Annotated in this window: 25 protein-coding genes; 11 read left to right on the top strand and 14 right to left on the bottom strand. The window is 54.1% G+C overall.

The genetic code is table 11. The annotated features are described in order from the left end of the window. Positions 1–148 precede the first annotated feature (148 nt). On the bottom strand, positions 149–1,090 hold the full coding sequence (locus JT718_RS12780) for a DUF2279 domain-containing protein (RefSeq protein WP_317195508.1): 942 nt from the start codon (positions 1,088–1,090) through the stop codon (positions 149–151). Between the two features lie 423 nt (positions 1,091–1,513). Between JT718_RS12780 and JT718_RS12775 the strand changes: the two genes are divergently transcribed. The 9 genes from JT718_RS12775 (at position 1,514) to JT718_RS12735 (ending at position 10,708) form a co-directional block, all read left to right on the top strand. Beyond that, positions 1,514–2,926, top strand: coding sequence for an anthranilate synthase component I family protein (locus tag JT718_RS12775; RefSeq protein ID WP_205503096.1), 1,413 nt, complete (start codon positions 1,514–1,516; stop codon positions 2,924–2,926). 89 nt (positions 2,927–3,015) lie between these two features. Continuing rightward, positions 3,016–3,639 carry an anthranilate synthase component II gene (locus JT718_RS12770; protein WP_205503095.1) on the top strand — a complete coding sequence of 208 codons (624 nt, stop codon included), beginning with the start codon at positions 3,016–3,018 and terminating at the stop codon, positions 3,637–3,639. Continuing rightward, complete coding sequence (gene trpD, locus JT718_RS12765) at positions 3,636–4,622, top strand: anthranilate phosphoribosyltransferase (RefSeq protein ID WP_205503094.1); 987 nt, start codon at positions 3,636–3,638, stop codon at positions 4,620–4,622. The genes JT718_RS12770 and trpD overlap by 4 nt, the downstream gene beginning before the upstream one ends. A gap of 8 nt (positions 4,623–4,630) precedes the next feature. Then, positions 4,631–5,455, top strand: a complete 825-nt coding sequence (trpC, locus tag JT718_RS12760) for an indole-3-glycerol phosphate synthase TrpC (RefSeq protein ID WP_205503093.1) — start codon at positions 4,631–4,633, stop codon at positions 5,453–5,455. Positions 5,456–5,605: 150 nt separating this feature from the next. Further along, positions 5,606–6,241 carry a phosphoribosylanthranilate isomerase gene (locus JT718_RS12755; RefSeq protein WP_205503092.1) on the top strand — a complete coding sequence of 212 codons (636 nt, stop codon included), beginning with the start codon at positions 5,606–5,608 and terminating at the stop codon, positions 6,239–6,241. Between the two features lie 69 nt (positions 6,242–6,310). Continuing rightward, the gene (gene trpB / locus JT718_RS12750; protein ID WP_205503091.1) at positions 6,311–7,507 is read left to right on the top strand and encodes a tryptophan synthase subunit beta; all 1,197 of its coding nucleotides are present in this window, start codon (positions 6,311–6,313) and stop codon (positions 7,505–7,507) included. Next, positions 7,494–8,273, top strand: a complete 780-nt coding sequence (gene trpA, locus JT718_RS12745) for a tryptophan synthase subunit alpha (protein ID WP_205503090.1) — start codon at positions 7,494–7,496, stop codon at positions 8,271–8,273. The genes trpB and trpA overlap by 14 nt, the downstream gene beginning before the upstream one ends. Positions 8,274–8,592: 319 nt before the next feature. Continuing rightward, positions 8,593–9,606, top strand: a complete 1,014-nt coding sequence (gene aroF, locus JT718_RS12740; RefSeq protein ID WP_205503089.1) for a 3-deoxy-7-phosphoheptulonate synthase — start codon at positions 8,593–8,595, stop codon at positions 9,604–9,606. A 346-nt stretch (positions 9,607–9,952) separates the two neighbouring features. Continuing rightward, positions 9,953–10,708: a hypothetical protein gene (locus JT718_RS12735; RefSeq protein ID WP_205503088.1), complete on the top strand. Its 756-nt coding sequence runs from the start codon at positions 9,953–9,955 to the stop codon at positions 10,706–10,708. 314 nt (positions 10,709–11,022) lie between these two features. On the opposite strand, the gene JT718_RS12730 is transcribed toward JT718_RS12735, so the two are convergent. The 13 genes from JT718_RS12730 to JT718_RS12670 all read right to left on the bottom strand — a co-directional run bounded on the left by JT718_RS12730 (position 11,023) and on the right by JT718_RS12670 (position 19,818). Continuing rightward, the gene (locus JT718_RS12730) at positions 11,023–11,898 is read right to left on the bottom strand and encodes a hypothetical protein (protein WP_205503087.1); all 876 of its coding nucleotides are present in this window, start codon (positions 11,896–11,898) and stop codon (positions 11,023–11,025) included. Between the two features lie 263 nt (positions 11,899–12,161). After that, positions 12,162–12,674, bottom strand: a complete 513-nt coding sequence (locus tag JT718_RS12725) for a GNAT family N-acetyltransferase (protein ID WP_205503086.1) — start codon at positions 12,672–12,674, stop codon at positions 12,162–12,164. A 144-nt stretch (positions 12,675–12,818) separates the two neighbouring features. After that, a complete protein-coding gene (locus tag JT718_RS12720; RefSeq protein WP_205503085.1) occupies positions 12,819–13,355 on the bottom strand; it encodes a GNAT family N-acetyltransferase in 537 nt (178 codons plus the stop codon). A 244-nt stretch (positions 13,356–13,599) separates the two neighbouring features. Next, positions 13,600–14,064, bottom strand: a complete 465-nt coding sequence (locus JT718_RS12715; protein WP_205503084.1) for a hypothetical protein — start codon at positions 14,062–14,064, stop codon at positions 13,600–13,602. A 118-nt stretch (positions 14,065–14,182) separates the two neighbouring features. Then, positions 14,183–14,395, bottom strand: a complete 213-nt coding sequence (locus tag JT718_RS12710; protein ID WP_205503083.1) for a helix-turn-helix domain-containing protein — start codon at positions 14,393–14,395, stop codon at positions 14,183–14,185. A 3-nt stretch (positions 14,396–14,398) separates the two neighbouring features. Next, the gene (locus tag JT718_RS12705) at positions 14,399–14,938 is read right to left on the bottom strand and encodes a DUF2975 domain-containing protein (protein ID WP_205503082.1); all 540 of its coding nucleotides are present in this window, start codon (positions 14,936–14,938) and stop codon (positions 14,399–14,401) included. Between the two features lie 467 nt (positions 14,939–15,405). After that, positions 15,406–15,858: an NAD(+)--rifampin ADP-ribosyltransferase gene (arr, locus tag JT718_RS12700; protein WP_205503148.1), complete on the bottom strand. Its 453-nt coding sequence runs from the start codon at positions 15,856–15,858 to the stop codon at positions 15,406–15,408. 104 nt (positions 15,859–15,962) lie between these two features. After that, positions 15,963–16,628 (bottom strand): hypothetical protein, encoded by a 666-nt coding sequence (locus JT718_RS12695; RefSeq protein WP_205503081.1) that lies wholly within the window; start codon positions 16,626–16,628, stop codon positions 15,963–15,965. Positions 16,629–16,708: 80 nt separating this feature from the next. Continuing rightward, positions 16,709–17,185, bottom strand: a complete 477-nt coding sequence (locus JT718_RS12690; protein WP_205503080.1) for a hypothetical protein — start codon at positions 17,183–17,185, stop codon at positions 16,709–16,711. 95 nt (positions 17,186–17,280) lie between these two features. Beyond that, positions 17,281–17,640 carry a hypothetical protein gene (locus JT718_RS12685; protein WP_205503079.1) on the bottom strand — a complete coding sequence of 120 codons (360 nt, stop codon included), beginning with the start codon at positions 17,638–17,640 and terminating at the stop codon, positions 17,281–17,283. A gap of 119 nt (positions 17,641–17,759) precedes the next feature. After that, the gene (locus JT718_RS12680) at positions 17,760–18,389 is read right to left on the bottom strand and encodes a LysE family translocator (protein ID WP_240337075.1); all 630 of its coding nucleotides are present in this window, start codon (positions 18,387–18,389) and stop codon (positions 17,760–17,762) included. A 118-nt stretch (positions 18,390–18,507) separates the two neighbouring features. Then, the gene (locus tag JT718_RS12675; RefSeq protein ID WP_205503078.1) at positions 18,508–19,053 is read right to left on the bottom strand and encodes a hypothetical protein; all 546 of its coding nucleotides are present in this window, start codon (positions 19,051–19,053) and stop codon (positions 18,508–18,510) included. Between the two features lie 216 nt (positions 19,054–19,269). Then, positions 19,270–19,818 carry an arylesterase gene (locus tag JT718_RS12670; RefSeq protein WP_374729168.1) on the bottom strand — a complete coding sequence of 183 codons (549 nt, stop codon included), beginning with the start codon at positions 19,816–19,818 and terminating at the stop codon, positions 19,270–19,272. Positions 19,819–20,102: 284 nt separating this feature from the next. On the opposite strand from JT718_RS12670, the gene JT718_RS12665 reads away from it, so the two are divergent. Together JT718_RS12665 and JT718_RS12660 are read left to right on the top strand one after the other, a co-directional pair. Further along, entirely contained in the window at positions 20,103–20,804 is a 702-nt protein-coding gene (locus tag JT718_RS12665) for an ABC transporter ATP-binding protein (protein ID WP_205503076.1), read from the top strand. A gap of 365 nt (positions 20,805–21,169) precedes the next feature. Further along, positions 21,170–23,707, top strand: coding sequence for an ABC transporter permease (locus tag JT718_RS12660; RefSeq protein ID WP_205503075.1), 2,538 nt, complete (start codon positions 21,170–21,172; stop codon positions 23,705–23,707). Positions 23,708–23,845: the final 138 nt, after the last annotated feature.

The raw sequence follows: 23,845 nt of genomic DNA, 5'->3' as shown, positions 1-23,845 counted from the left end.
CGCTCTTTCTATGCCGCAAGTTTAGCGGAGCGTAACGGGTGGTCTCTATAAGGTCCGATTGATACTGGCACTATCACTCCTTCAATCTAAGGCACACCGTGTTCAATCATAAATAAGGGCGTTTCAGAGGCCTTTTCAGGAAAATGGCTTAGAAATAAAGCGGGTGCATCTTCCAGCCGTGCCGATGGTTGAACTCCAGGGCAGGGGCGGGGAACTTGAGAATGCTGAGCACATAGAAAGCACTCTTTAGAAACTTGCTGCGGGTGGGAATGGCCTGCCAGTTGAGGTCCACGCTCAGGTAATACTGCCGGTACGCGGTTAACCCCAGGGCCTGGTTGGCAGCTGTATCATGGTAGACCATTTCCTGGGCGCCATAGCCCAGCGCCGGGTTCAGCCAGGCCGGGAATTTGCTCTGGGCGGGCAGGAACTTAGCCAGGTCCACGCTCAGCCAGTAGGTTTGGCCGTTGTAGTCCTTCAGCATTTCTTCGGGGAGGCCCTTGCCCAGCACGTTGGGGCGCAGGGCGGCGTACCGGGTAGGGTGAAACGAGTACTTGGGCACCAGGCGGAGCTCTCCCCAGGCCAGCTGTTGCCCAATGACCGCCAGGGAGCCGGCGGCGTTGGCCAGCAGGTCGGTGGCCGAGGCGCCATAGGCGGGGGAGCGGCCGTCAAAGTACTCAATGGGCGACTGCAGCACAAAACCCAGGGCCCCGCCGTACCAAATGGCTTGTTTCTCGGGCACGCCCGCTTTGCGCAGCAGGTCTACGCCCAGGCGGCTTTCATGGAACGCGCCCCACAGGTGCCCAGCTTTGTCCAGTTGCTTCCACTCCTGAGAATCGTCAAACCAGTGGAACGAGGTGCGTTCCTGCTCCTGGTACCAGGCGTGGTTCAAGAGGGCCAGGCCACCCCCGTACAGCACGGTGGCCCCGGCGGCCAGCCAGGGCAACTGGCGGCTGAAGCGGTTCACCGTGTCGGGCTCCGCCTCGGTCTCCAGCGTATAGGTAGATTGCGCCCGTACCTGCGCGGGCAGGAAGGTTAACTGGCAAAGCAGCAGAAGCTGGGGCAAATAGGAGAGGGCGCGTCGGGTTACCACAGGTTAAAAGTACGCAATGGCCTGCAGTTTGCCACTTTTTACGCCACATCGCATATTTTTTCAAAAATTTTCTTGCAATTCAGGGGCGGGCCTTTACATTTGCAACATGAACAAGACCAACTTTCAGCACAACGCCTGGTGGCACACACGTCAGATCTGATGGGTGAACCGCTTGCTGTGCAGAAATGTACGTCTTCCAAAGGCTCGGATTCACCCCGGGCCTTTGGTGTTTTTAGCCAGGTTCATACGTAACAAAGGAACAATCGCATAAGAAAATGAAGCAGGGAATGAATATTGGAATGACATGTTGGTGGCACCAGTCAGCAGACTCGTGAACAGCAGGCCATTGCCTATTCTATCCTAGCCCGTTTTGCAGAAGGCTTGCTGTTCCAACCAAACAGTAAGCCTTTTTTTATACATTTTATGAAAACCTACCCCTTACAAACGCAATACCGCCAACTCCTGGCCGACACCGTGACCCCGGTGGGTATTTACCTGCAGCTGCGCGACAAGTACCGCAACTGCCTGCTGCTGGAAAGCTCAGACTACCACGGTCATGAGAACAGCTTCACCTACATTTGCTGTGAGCCCATCGCTGAGTTTAAACTCAAGGACAGCACCCTGCGCCAGACCTTCCCAGACGGCACGGTAGAGGAGCAGCAATTGGCCAACAAGCGCGACGCGGTGCCGCTGCTGCAGGCCTACAGTGAGCGGTTTCAGTCAGACACCAGTCAGTTCGGGTTTATCCAGAACGGGCTGTTTGGCTACATGTCGTTTGAGGCGGTGCAGTACTTTGAGACCCTGGACGTGCGCCAGAAGCCCACCGCCCATCCAGACCTGCCCGAGATCCTGTACCAGGTGTTCCGCTACGTGATCGCCATTGACCACTTCAAGAACGAGCTCTACATTTTTGAGCATTCTCTGGAAAATCAGACCCAAAACAGCGGGTTGGACGAGCTGGAGACCCACATCCGGAACAAGAACTTTCCGGTGTTCAGCTTTTCCCTGGCCGGCGAGGAAGCCACCAACCAGACCGATGCCGAGTTCCTGCGCGTGATTGAGGAGGGCAAGCGCCACTGCCACCTGGGCAACGTGTTCCAGATTGTGCTGTCGCGGCGGTTCTCGCAAGGGTTCCAGGGCGATGAGTTCAACGTGTACCGCGCGCTGCGCTCCATCAACCCCTCGCCCTACCTGTTTTACTTTGACTACGGCAACTTCAAGATCTTCGGGTCTTCGCCCGAGGCGCAGCTCACCATCAAAAATGAAACCGCCACCATTTACCCCATCGCGGGCACGTTCAAACGCACCGGCAATGATGCCGCCGATGCCGAGCTGGCCCAGAAGCTGTACGATGACCCCAAGGAAAACGCCGAGCACGTGATGCTGGTAGACCTGGCCCGCAACGACCTGAGCCGCCACGGCGACCAGGTGCAGGTGGAGGTGTTCAAGGAGGTGCAGTACTACTCGCACGTGATTCACCTGGTCTCTAAAGTAACCGCCCAACTGCCGCAGGCGCACGGCTCGGTGCAGATGGTGGCCGACACATTCCCGGCCGGCACCCTGTCCGGGGCGCCCAAACACCGGGCCCTCACCCTCATTGATGAACTGGAGCCCACCGGGCGCGGTTATTACGGCGGCTGCATCGGGTTCCTGGGCTTTGGGGGCGATTTCAACCACGCCATCATGATCCGTTCGTTCCTGAGCGTGCAGAACACCCTGTACTACCAGGCCGGGGCCGGCGTGGTGGCCAAGTCAGACACCCACAGCGAACTCAACGAAGTGCACCACAAGCTGGCCGCCCTCCGCAAGGCCCTGGAGAAGGCCTCTACCATTTAACGTAGTGAAGTGACGTTTTAGACCCGTTTTCAAATAATTAGGCCCGAAACACCCAGCACCAGACCAAGACAGACAGACCCTTTTTTATCATGAAGATTCTTGTTTTAGATAACTACGACTCGTTTACCTACAACCTGGTGCAACTGCTCCGGGAACTGGGCTACGCCGACCAACTGGAAGTGCACCGCAACGACCAGATCAGCCTGGAAGAGGTAGACCGCTTTGACGTGATCCTGCTTTCGCCGGGGCCGGGCGTGCCCAGCGAGGCGGGCATCATGCCCGAACTGCTGAAGAAGTACGCCCCCACCAAGCGCATCATGGGCGTGTGCCTGGGCCACCAGGCCATTGCCGAGGCCTTTGGGGCCCGCTTGGCGAACCTTACCGAAGTATTCCACGGGGTAGCTGCCACGTTAAGGGTGGTGCATGACCAGGAGCCCATGTTCCGGCAATTGCCCGCCACGTTCAAGGTGGCCCGCTATCACTCCTGGACCGTGGTGCCCGACTCAGTGCCCGCAGCCCTGCGTATCACCGCCGTGGATGAAACTGGTGAGGTGCTGGCCCTGCGGCATACCCAGTACGATGTATGCGGCGTGCAGTTCCACCCGGAATCCATCCTAACGGACTACGGCAAGGACATGCTGCGCAACTGGTTGCAGAACCCCAGCACCCGCGTGACTAAATGGACTTCTTACGCCGCTTCCCTAGTGCTATGAAACAGGTACTGCAACAACTCATTGAACACAAAACCCTCACCAAGGAAGACGCCCGCCAGGTGTTGCTGAACACGGGCCGGGGCCAGTACAACACTAGCCAGATGGCCGCGTTCATGACCGTCTACCTCATGCGCAACATCACGGTGCAGGAACTGGAAGGTTTCCGCGAAGCCATGCTGGAACTGTGCCTCTTGCCCGACCTGGGCACCGACCAGGTAATTGACCTCTGCGGCACCGGCGGGGACGGCAAAGACACCTTCAACATCTCCACGCTGGCTTCTTTTGTGGTGGCCGGGGCCGGGTACAAGGTGGCCAAACACGGCAACAACGGGGTTTCTTCGGTCTGCGGGTCTTCCAACGTGATGGCGCACCTGGGCTACACCTTTACCAATGACAGTACGCACCTGAGGGTCAAACTGGAGCAGACCAATATCTGCTTTCTGCACGCGCCCCTGTTCCACCCAGCCATGAAGGAAGTGGCCCCCATCCGCAAGGAGCTGGGCGTAAAGACCTTCTTCAACATGCTGGGTCCCATGATCAACCCGGCCAAGCCGCACTTCCAGATGGTAGGCGTTTTCAGCCTGGAGCTGCAGCGCCTGTACACCTACCTGTACCAGAAAACCGGCAAGCGCTTTTTGCTCCTGCACGCCCTGGATGGTTACGATGAAGTGTCGCTCACCGGTGCGTTCAAGATGGTAACCCCGCAGGGCGAGCAGATTCTGCAGCCCTCAGATTTGGGACTGCCTACCTATCAGGAGCATGACCTGTACGGGGGCAGCACCGTAGAAGAGGCCGCCCAAATCTTTATGCAGGTGCTGGAAGGCCGGGGCACACCGGCCCAGCAAGATGCCGTGGTAGCCAACGCCGGGCTGGGCATTTACTGCGCAGATGAGCGGCTTAGCATGCGGGAGGCCTTGCAGAAAGCCCGCCATTCCCTTACCTCGGGGCAAGCGCTCCAAACCTTTCAGAAGTTTTTAGCTTAAACAAGAGTATGTCCCAGACCATTCTAGATAAGATCATTGCCCACAAGCGGCAGGAAGTAGCCGACCGCAAAGCCCTGGTGCCCACGGCGCTGCTGGAAAGAAGCATTTATTTCAACTCGCAACCCGTGTCTCTGCGCAAGTACGTGCAGCGCCCCGACCTGAACGGCATCATTGCTGAGTACAAGCGCAAGTCGCCGTCTAAAGGTACCATCAACGCCTACGCGCCGGTAGAGCGCACCTCCATCGGGTACATGCAGGCGGGGGCCTCGGCTTTGTCGGTGCTCACCGATGCAACCTTTTTCGGGGGCAAAAACGAGGACCTCACCACCGCCCGCAAGTTCAATTTCTGTCCTATCCTGCGGAAAGACTTTGTGGTGGAAGAATACCAGATCCTGGAGGCCAAATCCATCGGCGCAGACGCGATTCTCTTGATTGCGGCCGTGCTTAGCAAAGAAGAGGTAGACCGTCTGGCGCAGTTTGCCCATTCACTGGGCCTGGAGGTACTTTTGGAGGTACATAACCAGGAAGAACTGGAGCGCGCCCTTACGCCGCACGTAGACCTAGTAGGCGTGAACAACCGCAACCTGCACGACTTTACCGTGAGCCTGGAGACTTCCAGGCAGCTGGCCAGCCTTATCCCAGATGAGTTTGTGAAGGTATCAGAAAGTGGGTTGAGCGAGGCCAGCAGCATTGTGGAATTGCGCCAGTACGGCTTTGAAGGTTTCCTTATAGGGGAGACCTTCATGCGCCAGCCCCGCCCCGAGAAAGCCTGCGCCGCGTTTATTGAGGAACTGAAGAAGCTGCGGCAAAGCCAGCCCGCCTTCTCCATCTAACCAGATAGAGAAAACGCCGGAAGCCCCTGAATCTTCCTGGTTTTAGGGCTGTTTTGCTGAAAGTAGCGCTAAAACAGGCCTCTAGCCAAAAGAGCAGTTGCTGTAACAGCGCCTAGAAGACCGGAGAAAGAAATCCTAACCTAGTTACCCATGCCAAACCACACGCTTCAGATTAAAGTCTGCGGCATGAAGTACCGCCAGAACCTCCAGGATTTGCTGCTGCTTCAGCCAGACTACGTGGGCTTTATTTTCTACGACAAGTCGCCGCGGTGCATTGCCGAACAGGAGGCCGTTTTCGACCTAGATTTCCCAATCCAGGCCCAAAAGGTGGGCGTGTTTGTGGATGAAGCCGTTCCCGTGATTCGGGAGAAAGCCTCCCAGGGGGGGCTGCAGGTGGTGCAGCTGCACGGCCATGAAACGCCGCAGACCTGCCGGGTACTGAAGGAAGCGGGCCTGGTGGTGATGAAAGCCTTCCGGGTAGGCACCGACTTTGACTTTGCACCGCTGCAGGCGTACGCCGCCAGTGTTGATTTTTTCCTGTTTGACGCCAGCGGGGCCAGCCCCGGCGGCAACGGCGTGCGGTTCAACTGGGAGCTGCTGCAAAAGTACTCCCTGGAGGTGCCTTATTTTCTGAGCGGCGGCATTGACCTGATGCACGCGGCGGAGATAAAAGCCTTGCGGCTGCCCCACCTCTACGGGGTAGACCTTAACTCAAAGTTTGAGGTGCAGCCGGGACTGAAAGACGTGCCAAGACTGAAACAATTTGTAGAGGAACTGAGAGGGTAAGGGTTATTAGCCAATAAGTTACAGGAGGGAGGGTTTGTTGGCCTTTTCTCAAAAAGACACTAGAAATACATGAACTACGCAGTAAACGAACGAGGCTACTACGGACAATTTGGAGGAGCCTACATCCCGGAAATGCTTTACCCCAATGTGGAGGAACTGCGGGAGAAATACCTGTCCATCCTGCAGGAGCCCGAATTTCAGGCAGAAATGCAGGAGCTGCTGCGCGACTATGTGGGTCGGCCCACGCCGCTGTACCACGCCAAGCGCCTGTCTGAGCGGTACAACACCAAAATCTACCTCAAGCGCGAGGACCTGAACCATACCGGGGCCCACAAGATCAACAACACGGTAGGGCAGATCCTGCTGGCCAAACGCCTGGGCAAGAAACGCATCATCGCGGAGACCGGAGCCGGGCAGCACGGCGTGGCCACCGCCACCGTCTGCGCCCTGGCCGGGCTGGAGTGCATTGTGTACATGGGCAGGATTGACACCGAGCGCCAGCGGCCCAACGTGGAGAAAATGCGCCTGCTGGGGGCCACCGTGGTGCCGGTTACCTCCGGTTCCCAAACCCTGAAGGACGCCACCAACGAAGCCATCCGCGATTGGATCAACCACCCCGAGGACACGCATTACATCATCGGTTCGGTGGTAGGTCCGCATCCGTACCCTGATATGGTGGCCCGTTTTCAGTCCGTTATTTCCGAAGAGATCAGAAAACAGCTGCTGGAGAAAGAAGGCCGCGAACTGCCGGATTACGTGGTGGCCTGCGTGGGTGGGGGCTCCAACGCCGCCGGCGCGTTCTACCACTTCCTGGACGAGCCCGACGTGAAACTGGTTGCCGTGGAAGCCGCCGGGCTGGGCGTGGACTCCGGCCACTCGGCCGCTACGTCCATTCTGGGCAAAACCGGCATTATTCACGGCAGCAAAACCCTGCTCATGCAAACCGAAGACGGCCAGATCACCGAGCCGTACTCTATCTCGGCGGGTTTGGATTACCCGGGCGTAGGACCGCAGCACGCCCACCTGGCCCAGACCGGGCGGGCCCAGTTCATCGCCATCACCGATGCCGAAGCCATGGAAGCCCTGCGCGAACTAAGCCGCCTGGAGGGCATCATTCCCGCCATTGAAAGCTCGCACGCGCTGGCAGCCCTCAAGGAAGTAGGAGCCGGTCCAGATGACGTGGTTGTCCTCAACCTTTCCGGCCGCGGCGACAAAGACCTGAACACCATTCTCACTTATTTTGAACAACAAGATGGCCAACAATAGACTCACGCGCCTGTTCCAGGAGAAAAGCGGCAATCTTCTGAATATCTATTTCACCGCCGGTTTCCCCAAGTTGGAAGACACCGTGACCATCCTGGAAGAACTGCAAGCCGCCGGGGCCGACCTGGTGGAGATCGGCATGCCATTCTCAGATCCCCTGGCCGACGGTCCTACCATTCAAGCCAGCAACCAGGTAGCGCTGGAAAACGGCATGTCCATCAGGACGTTATTGGCGCAACTTGCCGGCGTGCGGGAGCGGGTGACCTTGCCCATCATTCTCATGGGCTACCTGAACCCGGTGCTGCAGTACGGCTTTGAGCGCTTCTGCCAGGATGCCGCCCAGGTGGGCGTGGACGGACTCATCCTGCCCGATCTTCCCTTCGCGGAGTACGAAGAGGAGTACAAACCCATCCTGGAGAGATACGGCCTCAGCCTTATTTTCCTGATCACGCCGCAGACCACAGATGACCGCATCCGCAAGATAGACGCCCTCACAGATTCGTTCATCTACATGGTGTCCAGCGCCAGCACCACCGGCAGCCAGGTACAGACCAACGAGGCGCAGCAGGCGTATTTCGCCAAAGTGCGCCAGTTAGGACTGAAGAACCCGCTGCTCATCGGCTTCGGCATCAGCGACAAACCCACGTTTGAGCTGGCCTGCCAATCGGCGCACGGCGCCATCATCGGCAGCGCCTTCATCAAAGCCCTCCAGCAACCCGCCGAGGTGCGGGAAAACGTACGGTCCTTTTTACAGCAGATTAAGGGGTAAGATTTGGGGATTTGGAGATTTGAGGATTTGGAGATGAGGAGATTTGGAGATGACACTTTCTTTTTCCCTCGCTCGCCTCTGGCGAGTGTGAGCTATTAAGCGGCCTCTGGCCGCGATGCGGGAAGTTTTCTTCAATGTGCCTAGAGGGCAACGTACCTAGCGGCGAGACGCCGCTCAATTTCTCACACTCGCCAGAGGCGAGCGAGGGCATTAGGGGAATGGCGCATCTGCAAATCAACAAATCCCTCCATCTTCAAATCCTCAAATCTTCAAATCTCCTCATCCCCAAATCTCCCCATCTTCAATTTTAAAGAAAAACATGTTAATTCAACTACATCCAGACATACGTCCTGAGGACAAAGCGGCCATTGTAGACAAGGCCAGGGAACTGAAATACAAAACCACGGAGGTGGTGACCCAGGCCGGGCATTACCTGGTGGGCACCGGCAAGGCCGAGTTTGACGTGCGCGCCATCGGCAACCTGCCGGGCATTAAAGACATCCACATTGTGTCAGATGAGTACCGGTTGGTGTCGCGCAAGTGGAAGGTAAACCCTACCGTGATTGACTTCGGCGACGGGTTGCAGGTGAAGGAAGGGGAGTTCACCATCATGGCCGGTCCGTGCTCCATTGAGAACGAAGCCCAGATTGAGAAAACCATCCAGCACTTGGTAGCCAACAACGTACGCTTCATGCGGGGCGGGGTGTTCAAGCCGCGTTCTTCGCCCTATTCGTTCCGGGGCCTGGGGCTGGAAGGCCTGAAGCTGTTCTATGACATGTGCCGCGCCCATGGCATCAAGATTGTGACCGAGGTGATGCAGGTGTCCCAGATTGCGCCCATGGAGCCCTACACCGATGTGTTCCAGGTAGGGGCCCGCAACACGCAGAACTTTAACCTGCTGGACGAACTGGGCAAGGTAGACAAACCCGTACTGCTGAAACGCGGCATCTCGGGCACCATTGACGAGTTGCTCTACTCGGCGGAGTACATTTTCTCGGGCGGAAACGAGAAACTGATGCTGTGTGAACGCGGCATCCGGACGTACGAGACTGCCAGTCGGAACACCCTGGACCTGAACGCCATTCCCATCCTGAAGGAGAAAACGCACCTGCCGGTGATTGTGGACCCTTCACACGGCATTGGCATCAGGGAATACGTGGAGCCCATGGCCCTGGCCGCCATCATGGCCGGCGCCGACGGCATTATCTACGAAACCCACGAAAAGCCCGAGGAGGCCGCCTCAGACGGAGCCCAGACCCTGAGTTTCACCGAGTCGGAGCGCATGATCCGGAAGATGCGCAGGGTGTTTGCCCTGCGGCAGGAACTGGCCTAGAGCTTTGCGCCCCTGTAACCTTGCCCTGGCCCTTTGCGTAGAAAGCACAGCTTCAACCCACTTCTGCCACGCAGCAGAAAGAGGAGGAGCCAAGAGGGTCTAGGATTAAATTAGAGGAAAATCAACGTTTTACTTGACTTTAAATTCTAGATATTCTATATTGGTAGAAGTTATGAAAACATTTGCCCAGATTCTAATGATTGTCAATTGCAAACCGTTCGCGCTGCGAACCGGAGCAGGGACATTATTGGCTAAATCTAGTAAATGATTTAAGGAAGAAATTCAAACCCAATATGAAGCCTGGCTCCGGTAAAATGGACCCAGGCTTTTTTTATGTATTAAAGCCATGTATCAGCAACAGTACCATCAGTACACCATCCAGCAACAACAAATCTGGAACATCCTGTACACAAAGCGGGCAGAAGCACTTTCTGCCGTGGTTTCCGCGCCTTTCTGGAACGGAGTCAACGCTCTGGGACTGAAGGCTTACTTTATTCCTGATTTCCAGGACCTGAATTTCTTGATGAAGCGCCTCTCTGACTGGGAAGTGGTGGCCGTGGAGGAGCCTTTGCGGCCCCGCCAGGTATTGGCCCGGTGGGCCAAGCGGAAGTTCCCGGCAGTGACCTCGCTGCGCCTGCACCCAGACGCCGACCTGCGCCTGCAGGGCAACAAAGACCTGTTCCAGGATGTGTTTGGCCTTTTGCCCTGGGTGTTGCAGCCCCAGGTGGCCGATTTTATGCAACGCGTGGGGGCTTTGGCCTTGCAGCACAAAGACCCCGCCCACACCGAGTTACTGTGGCGCCTGGTGCAGCACGTACTGGGCAGCGGCCTCCTGCGCGAGTCTGAAGGCAAAGTCACGCTGTTTGGGTACCGGTTGATCGCCAATGCCGCCGAGACCGAAGCGGCCCTGCTCTCTGAAACTGCCTGGCGCCCCGCCGAACTGGAGGAAATCCTGGCTCTTCCCTTCCAGGAAGGCCAAAGCCCCGAGGCATACTTTGTGCTGGACAGCCTTTCTGATCTGACCAGCCTGGCCGAGCAGTTGGAGAAAGAAGGATTGCCCGTGGTGGCGGTACCTGCCCCCTTGCAGTTGGTGGCCGGATAACCTACGCTTTAACTGTTTGTATCAAAAGACCAGTGGCGCTTTTCAAGAAGCGCCACTGGTCTTTTTGCTTTAACGCAGATTGGAGATAGAAAGGGACGGGGACAGGGACTTATGGCTAGGCAGCCAGTCCTTGGGCGCTCTTTCCAAGCCTAGGAGACTAGGAGGCGTGAGAATTTCCGCTGCGTTTACCGGCTTGGGCCAGGCGTTTTTCTCCTGTTTTCACCAAAATACCCCTAAAACTAGGCAGAAAGCCTTCCCCGTAAGGGTTGGGATTGGGTGCTCAGATCGAGGAGATAGAGACCGGAGCTTGTTGGTTACTTGGTTTCTACTTTCACCACCCCGTTTGCGCCCATGGTACCGTAAAGGCCCGCGGCCTGAGCCTCTTGCCGCCCGATGATTTGCAGGCTTTTCACCTGGTCTAGTTCATACCGATTGAGGTCTTGCAAGTACGCGGGCTTGCCGTTGAGCAGCACCAGGGGAAATTGGCGCGAGCTGGTCTCAGTGGTAAGGCGCAGGTCGGTTTTCAGCTGGTTTTCTACGGTTTTGTACAAAGAGGACCTTTTTGCGTTTTTGGGCAGAAAACGGTCCACGGTGATGCTGCCCATTCCCCACGGATAGCCGCCGGGCTCCAATGCTTCTAAAAAGCGGTGGGTATGTCCCGGCAGGTCAACCATCTGGTTTATGGTTGTAACCAGCGTTGCCACCTGCTGGGCTTCTTTTCGGCGGGAGGAAGTCATTGCCCCCGGACTCCAGTAACTAAAGAGCCGGTAGGTGTTAGGGGTGGCTACTTCAAAGGTGACGTGGCTGCCGTCTACTCCCCAACGGTCATCGTCTGGTATTTCCTCCAGCCGGTGGGCTTCCAGCGTGTCCAGGAGGCGTTGGGCTACGTCAGGGGGCAAATCAGTTTTCTGCACCACCGGGTTGGCGGGCCGTATCCATTGGGTGAGCCGGGCGTGGGGCTTTCCGGCCTCCAGCCACACATCCAGAGCCGAGTTTGAGCCCCACAGGCGCAGGTACCGCTGGGCGGTTGACCGGGTTAAGTCTGGTAGTTGGTACTGCAGGAGCCGTTCTGGAAGCCGGGCGAAAATGGCCTGGTCGTTGCGGTCTGGGGAGACTTCCACTTGTTTCTGGGCGGTGGCCGTAAAGCTCGCGGTTAACAAAAAGAGAAAGGGGGCAAGGGGTTTCAGCATGTGGTAAGGGGCATTGATGGGAGTGGTTGAGAGGCAACAGCCTCCTAGCAGCTTTTAAGATAAGCATTTGGTGGATACCAGCAGCAGGGAAGACTACAGTGTCCCCGTTTTTAGATGGCCCGGTGAGTAAATTTACTGGTTCGCCTATCTTCCCCGATTTCACCAAAAGCAGACAGACCGTAGCCAGCGGCACAGAACCTAGGCCTTGGCGGAAAAAGCCTCTACGGATACTCTGGGGGCATTTACTCCAAAGGAGCGGGTGGCTAGCCCTGCACGATGGCGTACCGGTGCTCGTTCCAGAACTTGCCATTCTTGAAAATGGCCTTTTTAAAGATCCCTTCCTTCTGGTAGCCGCATTTCTCCAGCACCCGCATGGAGGCGGCATTGTACTCAAAAATGCCGGCATAGATCCTGGCCAAGCCCAGTTCCTGAAACCCGTACGCCGTAATGAGCTGCACCGCCCGGGGAGCGATGCCCTGGTGCCAGAAGGGTTCGCCCAGCCAATAGCCAATTTCGGCGGTAAACCGGTACACATCGGTTTGCCTGACCAGGCTGATGACTCCGCACAACTGGTCATGACAGGTGATGGCAAACGTAAGGGGCGGGTTTTCCTCCTGCACCAGGCGAATGAACTGGTGGGCGTGCTCCACGGCGTACGGATGGGGGAAATAATCCCGCAGGTTCTCCCACACCTTCTTGTTGTTGGCCAGCTGGGCCAGGGAGACTTCGTCCTGAAAGGTTAACCTGCGGAGGGTGACGGCTTGTACGGTATGCATGGGCAACAACCTGTTTGGTAAGGGCTAGGTTTTAGTTTCGGCAGCTGATGGTGTGTGTATGGGGCGACTTTCCTTTAGCGCTTCCTGCCCGCAGGTGAGGCACGAACAGTACCCGTAGGGCGAGCTGGCTCCTGTCAACCTGTTTTACGCTGGTTGGTCTGCCTCTGCTACTTGCACTTCGGGAGTTTTGGCGTGGTGCGCATACACCCGCAACAGATCATTCCCCACCTGCAGCTCCTGGGAGAAGCGGAACCCTAGCTTTGTTAGTAATTGCATGGAGCGCTCGTTGGTGGGCAGGGTGGTGGCCAGGATGGTGGCGTGCCCGGGCATAGAGCTTAGGGTAGAAAGAACGGCAGCAGCGGCTTCCTGCGCGTACCCGGCCCCGGTGTACTGGGGCAGAAAGGCAAAACCCAGGTCAAAGTGCGGCAGGTAATTGCGTTTCAGGAAAGTAATGATCCCCAGGGGGGCGCCAGTGTCCTTCAGCCTTGCCACCCAGTAGTAGAGGTCTGGGGTGCCGTTGATCTTAGCGATGTAGCAGCTGGCCTCCTCAGAAGTGTGTACTTTTCTATCGCCAATAAACCGGAGCCAACCCGGAGTATTGACCAGTTCCAGGACAAAGTCCTGGTCTTCCTGGGACAGGGGAGCCAGGCTGAGGCGGGCAGTGGTAAGTTGGTTCAGCATGCTGATGTAGGTAGAAGTTTCAACGCGGTTGCTTAGGGATCTGCCCGGTGGTTTCTGGTTTAGGTGGGCCGTCCCTGTGGCAAGCACGCCTGTTTTGAAGCTGATTTCTGGAAAATAAGCCAAATTTAGCCAGAAAGTAGAATGTGGTAAAGGGGAGCTTTTGGAGCGCAAACGCCTGGGCTTTGCCAGGGAAAGGTTTGGCTTGAGCAATCACCCCTCGGCCAAGTGCTGGCCTCGGGCTGCCTTAGTCGTTCACTTTCTGCACCACCGCCCAACCGCGCTCCTTCACCATCCTGAACGCCGCCCGACCAGGGTAGTACACCCTTGCAGAATCAGGCAGTTTAGCAAAGTCACCGTGCTGCCGGGGCACCTCTACGTAGCTGACAAGTTTCCCTGCCTTGATGAAGGCAAGCACGGTTTTGCTATCGTCTAGCTCAATGCCGGTCTTTTTAAGCGGCGTTAAATCTGCCGGGATAGTAGGGTTTACCTTGTCAAGGGAGGTATAGGGCGTAAGGAACAAGGCTTCCTCCCAGGGGTAAGTGGTCAGACTATCCAGGCTGAAATAGACCGGAGCAGAATGGGTAAGCACGTTGTCTGCCAGGTGGCGTAGCTTTTCCTTGAGCGCCTTGTCTTCCTCCACCTGCTGCGCGCAGGAGGCCAGGACCGTTCCGGCGCAGGTCAAACTTAGGTAGAGGAGCTTATTGTACATGTGAAGTAGTGTGTGAGGTCAGGAAACAGATAACATATGCCCCCACTGCCTAAGGCCCTGTACAGCCCTGCCCGGTATAAGCATTCGCTTTGGTGCCAGGGAGGCTGCTTCCCTCTGTTTACGGGCCGTTTTCCCGAAATTCCAGCAAATCGCCGGGTTGGCATTCCAGTACTTTGCAGATGGCTTCAAGGGTGCTGAAGCGCACGGCTTTTGCTTTCCCGGTTTTTAAGATAGACAGGTTGGCCAGGGTAAGTCCTACTTTTTCAGAAAGCTCGTTGAGCGACATTTTCCGCTTTGCCATGACCACGTCAAGGTTTACTATAATGGGCACTGCTTATACCGTTAGTTCGTTTTCAGACTGTAATTCCACCCCTTTCTTGAAGATCTGGGCAATGACAAAGATAATACCGGCCAGAAACAGGATTTCGCCGCCGTTGTCCAGGTACTGCGAAAGGCTTTGCAGGTCAATCCCCTTCTTGAGGAGCCACTTGGCGTAGGCATTGGCTAAAATGGCCAGGATTCCCGCGCCCAGGGCCAGCTCGCTTATCTGGGAGATTAGGGCAGCGGCGTGTATGTTAAAGGGTTGTCTGGGGTTAAGTTGCAGGAAAAGCCTGATGACCAGGTACGCCATGTGCGCCTTTACTGCCGATAGGGCAATCACGAGGGAAACCATGGAGACATAGTGCCACCGGTCAAAGGCCAGCAGGCTGAATAGGTCCAGCCCCAGGTGCAGGTTCTGGGCCCCCTGCGGATTGATGAACAGGCTCACGAAAAAGGAGATGAGGAGGGCGCCCGTTTTGATGCACAAACCCAGAAATACGATCCAAAACAGCACATTCACTGTTGTGAAAATCAATTGAGCTTTTGTCTTCATGGCTATTCGCTTTACAGTTTAAAACAAATATCAATAATTTATTATTGATTATCAATAAACAGTTTAGCTTTATTTTAGTGCCGATGGTGTGGTTGGAAGTGAAGCACGCAGGACTTACCCTAAAGCCATGGGGCGTCACCATTCAAACGAAAGCTTTTGGAAGCATCTGGATTTTGGGGATTTAAGATAATAGGTAGCTACCCGCCCTTCCTCAACGATTTTCTTTTCTGGCCAGGCGCTGGTGGGAGAATCAATACTGACGGCGAGGGGAGTGGCCGGTACCTCCTGAAATCATTGCCCTTGACAGACCACTCACCAGCTGAGGCATCCCGAAGTATGCCGCTCAAGCAGTAGCACCCGGAGGGAAGATAGCCGGCAGCCTGGCTTTTAGTTACCAGGGGTAAGGCCTGCCCGAACTTTAATCTGGCGGGCTAGTGGAAGGGTGGCTGGTTGATCTTCGCCGGTGCTCAGTCCTCTATGGCCTCTATTCCGAGCTGTTCAAGGTGCCTCAGGTGCTCCTTCATGGCCTTGAGCTGTTCAGGGGAGTGTCCCTGCCAGTCTTTTACCTCGCCGGTTACCAGCAACGGGCTCCGGGTGCGGTACGACCGGGTTGGATTACCGGGATACTTCTTGTCCGTTAGATTGGGGTCATCTTCAATGGGACCGGTGGGTTCTACTAGGTAGATTCTGCCGGCACCTTCGCCCACAGCAAGCTCGGCACCCCAAACCGCAGCGTCCAGGGTGGCAGTTAAGTAGACATACACGGCCTTCTTTCGCTTACCGTAATTAGACGCAAACCCAGGCACTATCAGATCACCGGGTGTAAGCTGGGCTTTTGTGCCATGATAGTACCTCTCTGAGTTCTGGGAGAGTGTAGAGTCTGGTGAGTTCTCTCCGCTACCGTCGGCTTGGGTTGTCATCAGAAGAACTGGGTTTTCGGTTTCTGGTGGAATGTGGGCGAAATAGAAGGACTCGTGCATGAGGCGTGCTAGGCCCTTGGCTGTGACAAGGCTTATACACCTATTTATGGGTTAATTTTTGTTTCGGTTCTTTTCTCTTTGTCCATTAGGATTTCCCCATTTCTCTGTACTCTTCCGTTCTTTCTGATCACTATCAGCTCTCCGCTATTGGGGACGGGGTTGCCAATTGTATCACAGGAATATTCGTATCGGATACTATCTACGCTGAGGATTGAGAAGTCTTTCATTATTATTCCAGTCATTGTACATTCAACCAGTCCGCAATCTGAGCCGCAGGCGCCATTTATCAGGTCTTCTTGTCCTATAAGTTTCCCTTCTTTGGTATAAGTCGCTAAAACGGGGTAATGCTCTGAGGCGGGTTGCAGGAAAACCAAGGCGTAGAAATTGGAAGTGTCTGAGAGCATTCCCAAACAGTAGGTTTCATCGAAGAATTCTGCCTTCGCAAACAATGTATCAATTGAGTTCTTGTTCAGTTTCTTCAAGCCCTTGTAATCCGCGCTCGAATCACCGGTTTCCCTAAAGACGTATGGAAGCCCAATAGGGCTGAACTTGGTTAAGAATTTTCTAAAGAGTTCCTTTTTTGTTGCAGAAGTGTTTTTAGAATTTGTGTCGCCTGTTTTTGCCTCACTAGATGGTATGTTTCTATCATGATTACTTTTGTTACAGGATGCAGCAACCAAGAGTAAAAAGGCAAAGATTACTTTTTTCATTATTTGTAAATTGCCAATAATGGTCTTGTATAGACAACAAGCGATACCATTGGACAATGCTGGCGGTTATACAATGGGGGTTAGTCTTTCTTAACTTGATTCATTGTTATTTCAAGAGTACCAAGACTCTTTCTATCTATTTCAACTAACATTCCATTCATAATAATCAAAGAGGTTCTGTCACCTCCTTTCAAGAGCCCATTCGGCTTATATTCCTCTAAAAAAAGAGTGTCACCATGGAATTTGAACCTCCCTTCCGCTTCTTTGTCGGTTGGCAGGTAGCCTAAGTGGAATTCCTGATTGTCATAGAGTTTGAGCCATATCCCTCCAGTCGGAGCTTCTCGCCAAGCATACATAATTAAGCCTCTGTTTCTGAACTGCTTTAAAGCGAACTCCAACGCTATTGCTAAAGTGAAGAAGCCCAAAATTACCAAGAGTAATTTCCCGCTTTTTTTGATTTGTAAGTTGTTGTGCTGGACTACTCCTAAAATCAAGTGTCGCATGATCAGGATTAGCCCGATTACTGCTACTAAGAACTTGATAAGAAGAAGGAGCATTATTTTTGTTTTAAATTAACCCCAACGGTCTCGTATAAACCATGGTGAAGGTCGTCGGCCACAGTTGACGTTTACACCATGTTAATGGAAGTTTTTTATTTAGAAGTTAGCTTTTTAAAATAGATATTCTCCTCAGAAGCATACATTAAATATGTTTCACTCCCGTCAATTCTAAGCCTTGAGTGCCAGTTTCCTGTTGGAAGCCCCTCTCCCAGAAAAGAAAATTTATCGAAATTGATTTCATTTCCAGCTGCATTTAATTTCCAGGTTCCTGAGTTGTCTAATTTACGGTTGTCGAGGTATGTTCTGAAGTAATACGTGCCATCGGGTTTCAATTCTAATGTGTCCTTACTCCAATGACTAAATTCATAATGTCCATATAGCTGCTCTTTCTCTAATTTTTCGCTACATGAAACAAGTGTAAAGAGTAGTATAGCTATGCAATATGCCTTCATCCTTGAGCTTACTAATTTAGAATTACTGCAAACGGACACGTTTAAACGGCAGCCAAGGTAGTTGGCCGAAGCTTCCGTTTACACGTGGTTGTGAGTAGTTTTTTCTGTGTTGTCTTAATTTACCTTTTGGAAAAGGCTAATCTAATTCCTAATACAATGAATATTCCACCCGTTATTCTATCAAGCCATTTCTTTATGCCGTAATTCTCTCTTATTCTAGATGATAACTTTGATGAAAATAAAGCTAGAATCAAGCACCATAATGTTCCGGAAGTCACAAAAGTTAATCCAAGAATCAAAAACGGCATAGGGTTTTCAATATGGCTTGGTTTTATAAACTGAGGTAAAAACGCCAGAAAGAATAAAGCTACCTTTGGATTCAAGACATTTGTCAGTACTCCAGAGAGATAAATCTTCTTATTACTTACTGTTTTAATCTTTTCATTTAGCTTAAAGTCGTTTTCGTTTTTTGCAGTTAGCATTTTAATCCCAAGAAAAATTAGATATGCAGCTCCAACGTACTTTACCATTTGGAATGCAAAAGCTGATTTAGCAATAATGATGGATAATCCTAAGACTGCAAATATGCAGTGAATCAATGTTCCTGTTCCAATACCTAATGCGGATAATAGCCCGGCTTGTTTCCCTTGAGAGATGCTCCTGCCCAGAATATACATTGTATCAGCTCCTGGGGTTAGGTTTAATAAAATGGAAGCTAGTAAGAATGCTTCAAAGTTGACTATTCCCATTATTTATCTTTTGTTTTTGAATTGGTTAATTCTTTAAAATCACGCATAACGGTTAGTATAAAAAACGTGCGAGGCCGTCGGCCGAAGCATGATTTTTATACAGTGTTGGCAGACGTTATTATTTAATTTTTTTCCAAGGCGATTTAAACCATGCGAAGAAGGCCGTATCATAAGGCTCACCGTTTAAATTTTCGAAACGGTGGCGGATGGCAATTGACCATTTTTCCTCAAGTTCATCAGAAGAGGCTTTAAGGTCTTTCACTTTGAGCCTGAAATAAGCTGTATCATTTGATATGTTTTTTACCTCAAAGCCATTCTCAAAATCGGAAAGGCTTTCTTTGGTAGTTGTGTCCATATAGAACCTCTTATAGTGCTTCAGGTTTTCCATGTGCGCCAAACTTTTGAAGGCACTATCTTTCGTCCACATTCTGGCTGTGATTATTTTATATCCATCGGCCGAATCGATTGAAATTTCCCCGTAGGCAAGCTCTAACTGATCTATTGGTCTGTTTGGTGAAGGGTAATAGGCTGATTCTTTAATATTGACGAACCAGTTTCCTCCATTTGTTGGATTAGGAAAGGATTTTTCTTGGGTAGCTGGCTTTGGTTCTCCACAAGAGAGGACAACCAAGAACAAAGAGAAGTATAAAATTATGTTTTTCATTTTTATGAATGACTGCTAACTAACACATTAACCGAACCCTATTCGGTTTACTGGCTATATATTCAGCCTGGGTAGCTTGGGCCATACCTAGCGGCAGGCTCCCTGGACTGGCCATAAGTTACAAGATAGGAGGAAGATAGAAAAAAGCCTGCGTTTTAGGGCTGAAATCACCGAATCAGACCTAAAACGCAGGCGTACTTGTAGACCCAAAAGGGGTTATAGTACCTCTTTTAGAACCTCCCACACATTGTTAGCCAGGATTTTCTGTCCGGCGGCGGTGGGGTGCACCCCGTCGGGTTGGTTGAGGGAACGTACCCCGCCCACGCCTTCCAGCAGAAACGGTACCAGGGCCATGTTGTTCTCGGTGGCCAGTTGCCGGAAGATCACCCTGAACTCGCCGGCGTATTTGCCCCCCATGCTGGGCGGAACCTCCATGCCCAGCATGACCTGCTTGGCCTCGGGGTATTTGGCCCGTACCTTGTCAATGATGGCCTGCAGGTTCTTTTTGGTTTCGGCCGGTGGTATGCCCCTAAGGCCGTCGTTGGCGCCCAGTTCCAGCACAAACACGTCTACGGGTTGGCGCAGGAGCCAGTCAATCCGGTTTTTGCCGCCCGCCGAGGTTTCGCCGCTCAGGCCGGCATTAATGGCTTTGTAGGGCAGGCCCAGGGAGTCAATCTTTTGCTGGATCAGGGCCGGGAAGGCCTCTGAGGGGGAAAGGCCGTAGCCGTGGGTGAGGCTGTTGCCAAAGAAGAGGATGTTTTTCATAGGGGGGGCTTCCTTTTTTGCTGCTCCCGAGGTAGCGCCGGGTTGGTCTGGCGTTTCGGCTCCGTTTTTTCCAGAACAGGCGCTAAACAGACTGGCGCAGAGCAGCAGGTAGATGAATGAAAGTTTATACATGGTGTGGCGTAATCTGGTTCTCCTGCAAAGAAAGTACTTATAACTTGTTTTGAACGTTTGAGGTTTAAACAATGGATTATAAAACCTGTTCCGTAATTTGCCGTGGGCGTATACGCCTCCAGAACAGATCTTCCCTCCTCAAATAAAAACTTGTGACGCCAATCCTCCATATTCAAGACCTTACCAAAACGTACCAAAGCACCGGCCGCACCTTAACCGTGCTGGACCGCATCAACTTCACCGTGGAAGAAGGCTCCACCGTCTCCATCGTGGGACCCTCGGGCAGCGGCAAAACCACCCTGCTGGGCCTGTGTGCCGGGCTGGACCGCTCCAGCTCGGGGCTGGTGGAACTCAACGGCATCCGGCTGGACCAACTCAGCGAAGACGCCCGGGCGCAGGTGCGCAACCAGTACGTGGGCTTTATCTTCCAGAACTTTCAGCTGCTGCCCACCCTCACGGCCCTGGAGAACGTGATGGTGCCGCTGGAGCTGCGGGGCGAAAAGAACATAAAACCCCAGGCCCTGGACCTGCTGGACAAAGTGGGCCTGGCCAACCGGGCGCACCACTACCCGGCCCAGCTGTCGGGTGGGGAGCAGCAGCGGGTGTCGCTGGCCCGGGCCTTTTCCAACAAACCCCGCATCCTGTTCGCCGATGAGCCCACCGGCAACCTAGACGCCGAGACCAGCGAGAAAGTGGTAAAACTCATCTTCGACCTGAACCGCGAAGCCGGCACCACCCTGGTGCTGGTAACCCATGATGCTGAACTGGCGTCCCAGACCCAGCGCATCCTGAGGATGCGGGGCGGCAAGCTGGTGTCTGATGAACGGACCAGTGCTCTGTACGCGAATGGCTGAGTTTTCAATGTGCTAACGGTGGTAATGTGCTAATGGAGTAATGTGCTGATGGGGAGAGGTGTTAATGGAGTAATGTGTTGATTTGAGGATGGGTCAAGTCAATCTAATAAGATCCCCAGAATAGCCCGCTATAGCGGTTTGCTACTACTCGGTTAAACGTTATTTCCCTATAGCAGTAGCAGAAGGCTACAGATGCACACGGTCCCATTACCACATCAGCTTAATACTTTCTCTGCACTTTCCCATCCGCACATCCTACTATTAACGCATCAGCACATCAGCACATTAACAAATTAGCACATCAGCATATCAGCACATTGATCCATTCGCACATTAACTCATTAGCACATTAGCACATTAACCCAATGAACGACCTCAATCTTCCGTGGCTGGTGAAGATGGCCTGGCGCGACAGCCGGCGCAACCGGTCCAGGTTATTTCTATTTATTTCTTCCATCATTCTGGGCATTGCGGCCCTGGTGGCCATCTTTTCCTTCGGGTACAACCTGCGCGACGACATTGACGAGCAAGCCAAGGAACTCATTGGCGCCGACCTGGTGATTACCAGCAACCGGCCGGTGAACCCCAAGATGATGCCCCTGCTGGATTCGTTGGGCACGCGCCGCTCGCACGAGCGCAGCTTTGCCTCCATGGTCCTGTTCCCCAAGAGCCAGGGCACCCGCCTGGTGCAGGTACGCGCGCTGGAGGGCGAATTTCCGTATTACGGCGCCCTGGAGACCACGCCCACCCAGGCGGCCCAAACCTTTAGAACCGGTCAGCAGGCCCTGGTAGACAAAACCCTCATGCTCCAGTTTGGGGTTGCCGTGGGCGATTCCATCAAAGTGGGGGAGGTAACGTTCCAGATTGCCGGTATCCTCAACAAGGCGCCGGGGCAAACGGGTATCTCGGCCACGGTGGCCCCGGCGGTATACATTCCATTGCGCTACCTGGCCCAGACCGGGCTGGAGCAGAAGGGCAGCCGCATCAATTACCTGTTCTACTACAAGTTTGACACCAAGGTAGACATCAAAGTCCTGGTGGAGAAACTGGAGCCGCGCCTGGAAAAGGAGTTCCTGAACACCGAGACCGTGGACACCCAGCGCGAAGACATGGGCCGCTCCCTGAAAGACCTCACCAGCTTCTTGTCGTTGGTGGGCTTTATTGCCCTGCTGCTGGGCAGCATTGGCGTGGCCAGCGCCATTCACGTGTACATCAGGGAGAAGCTGCGGTCTATTGCCATTTTGCGGTGCCTGGGCGTGAGCGCGGTACAGGCGTTCCTCATCTACGTCATCCAGATCCTGGGCATTGGGCTGCTGGGTTCCGTTATTGGCGCGGCGTTGGGCACGCTGGTGCAGCAGCTTTTGCCGCAGGTCTTGCAGGACTTGTTGCCCATGGAGATCACGGTGGGCATTTCGTGGGTGGCGGTGTTCCAGGGTATTGGCCTGGGGCTCATTATCTCGCTCCTGTTTGCCCTGCTGCCGCTGGTGAGCATCCGCAACGTATCGCCGCTGAACACCCTGCGCCTGTCGCTGGAGAATACCGGTATGTTCAAAGACCCGCTTAAATGGATGGTGTACGGGCTTATCCTGCTGTTCATCTTTGGGTTTACCTTCCTGCAGACCGAAAAGTGGAAGGAGGCGGCTTACTTCACGCTGGGCGTGCTGGTGGGCTTCCTGGTGCTCTCGGGCATTGCGGCGGCCCTCATGTGGGCGGTGCGGCGGTTCTTCCCCGAGTCGTGGAGTTACTTGTGGCGGCAGGGGCTGGCCAATCTGTTCCGGCCCAACAACCAGACGCTCATTCTCATTGTCTCCATTGGCCTGGGCACGGCGTTTATCTGCACGCTCTACTTTGTACAGACCATTCTCATGAACCGGGTTACCCTGGCCGCCCGAGAAAACCAGCCCAACATGGTCTTGTTTGACATTCAGCAGGGGCAGCGCGAGGCAGTGGCGGCACTCACCAAACAGCAGGGCCTGCCCGTGATTCAGCAGGTGCCCATTGTGACCATGCGCATTGAGGAGATCAACGGAATGACCGTGGACGAAGTGAAGGAAGACAGCACCTCGGGCATTTCGCCCCGGGCGTTCCAGCGCGAGATCAGGTCCACATTCCGGGCTGCCCTCACCGAGACCGAGCGCATCGTGGAAGGCAAATGGCAGGGCCGCGTGGCTTCGCCCAGCGATCCTATTCCGGTGTCCATTGAGAACAACTATGCCGAGCGCATCAAGGTAAAAGTGGGCGACCAGATTGTGTTCAACGTGCAGGGGGCGCTCATTCCCACGGTGGTGGGCAGCCTGCGCGAGGTGGACTGGAACCGCATCCAAACTAATTTCAGGGTAATTTTCCCCGTGGGCGTGCTGGAGGAAGCGCCGCAATTCCACGTGCTCATTACCAAAGTACCGTCGGCGCAGGCCTCGGCCCAGTTTCAGCAGGCGGTGGTGCGGCAGTTCCCCAATATCTCCATCATTGACCTGGAACTGATCCTGAGCGTGATGGACGAACTGCTGAGTAAGATCGGGTTTGTGATCCAGTTCATGGCGGCCTTCAGCATTATCACGGGCTTGGTGGTCCTGATCTCCTCGGTGCTCATCAGCAAATACCAGCGCATGCAGGAAAGCGTCTTGCTGCGCACCCTGGGCGCCAACAAAAAGCAGATCTTCGCCATTACCGCCCTGGAGTACTTCTTCCTGGGCGCCCTGGCGGCGGGAACCGGCATCGTGCTCTCGCTCATAGGCAGTTGGGCGCTGGCCAAGTACTCCTTCGAGACCAGCTTCACCCCGCAACCCTGGCCCATCCTGATCCTGTTCCTGATGATCTCCCTGCTCACCGTACTGATTGGCCTGTTCAACAGCCGGAGCGTAGTCAACCAATCCCCTCTGGAAATACTTCGGTCAGAGTCATAGCAACTTAGATACTTTCCTACACTGGCGCGAGGATCTGGTCACGTGACTTAGGATGAAGCGAAAGCTCCTGACTCGCCGGGAATTAGAGGTGTTCAAATATGGCGCGGAAGTTACTTCCGTGACTTACTCGTTAGTCAC

Source organism: Rufibacter psychrotolerans (genome assembly GCF_016924645.1).
Classification (GTDB): domain Bacteria; phylum Bacteroidota; class Bacteroidia; order Cytophagales; family Hymenobacteraceae; genus Nibribacter; species Nibribacter psychrotolerans.
The sequence above is the reverse complement of the archived record's forward strand: the minus strand, read 5'-3'. Positions and strand labels throughout refer to the sequence as shown.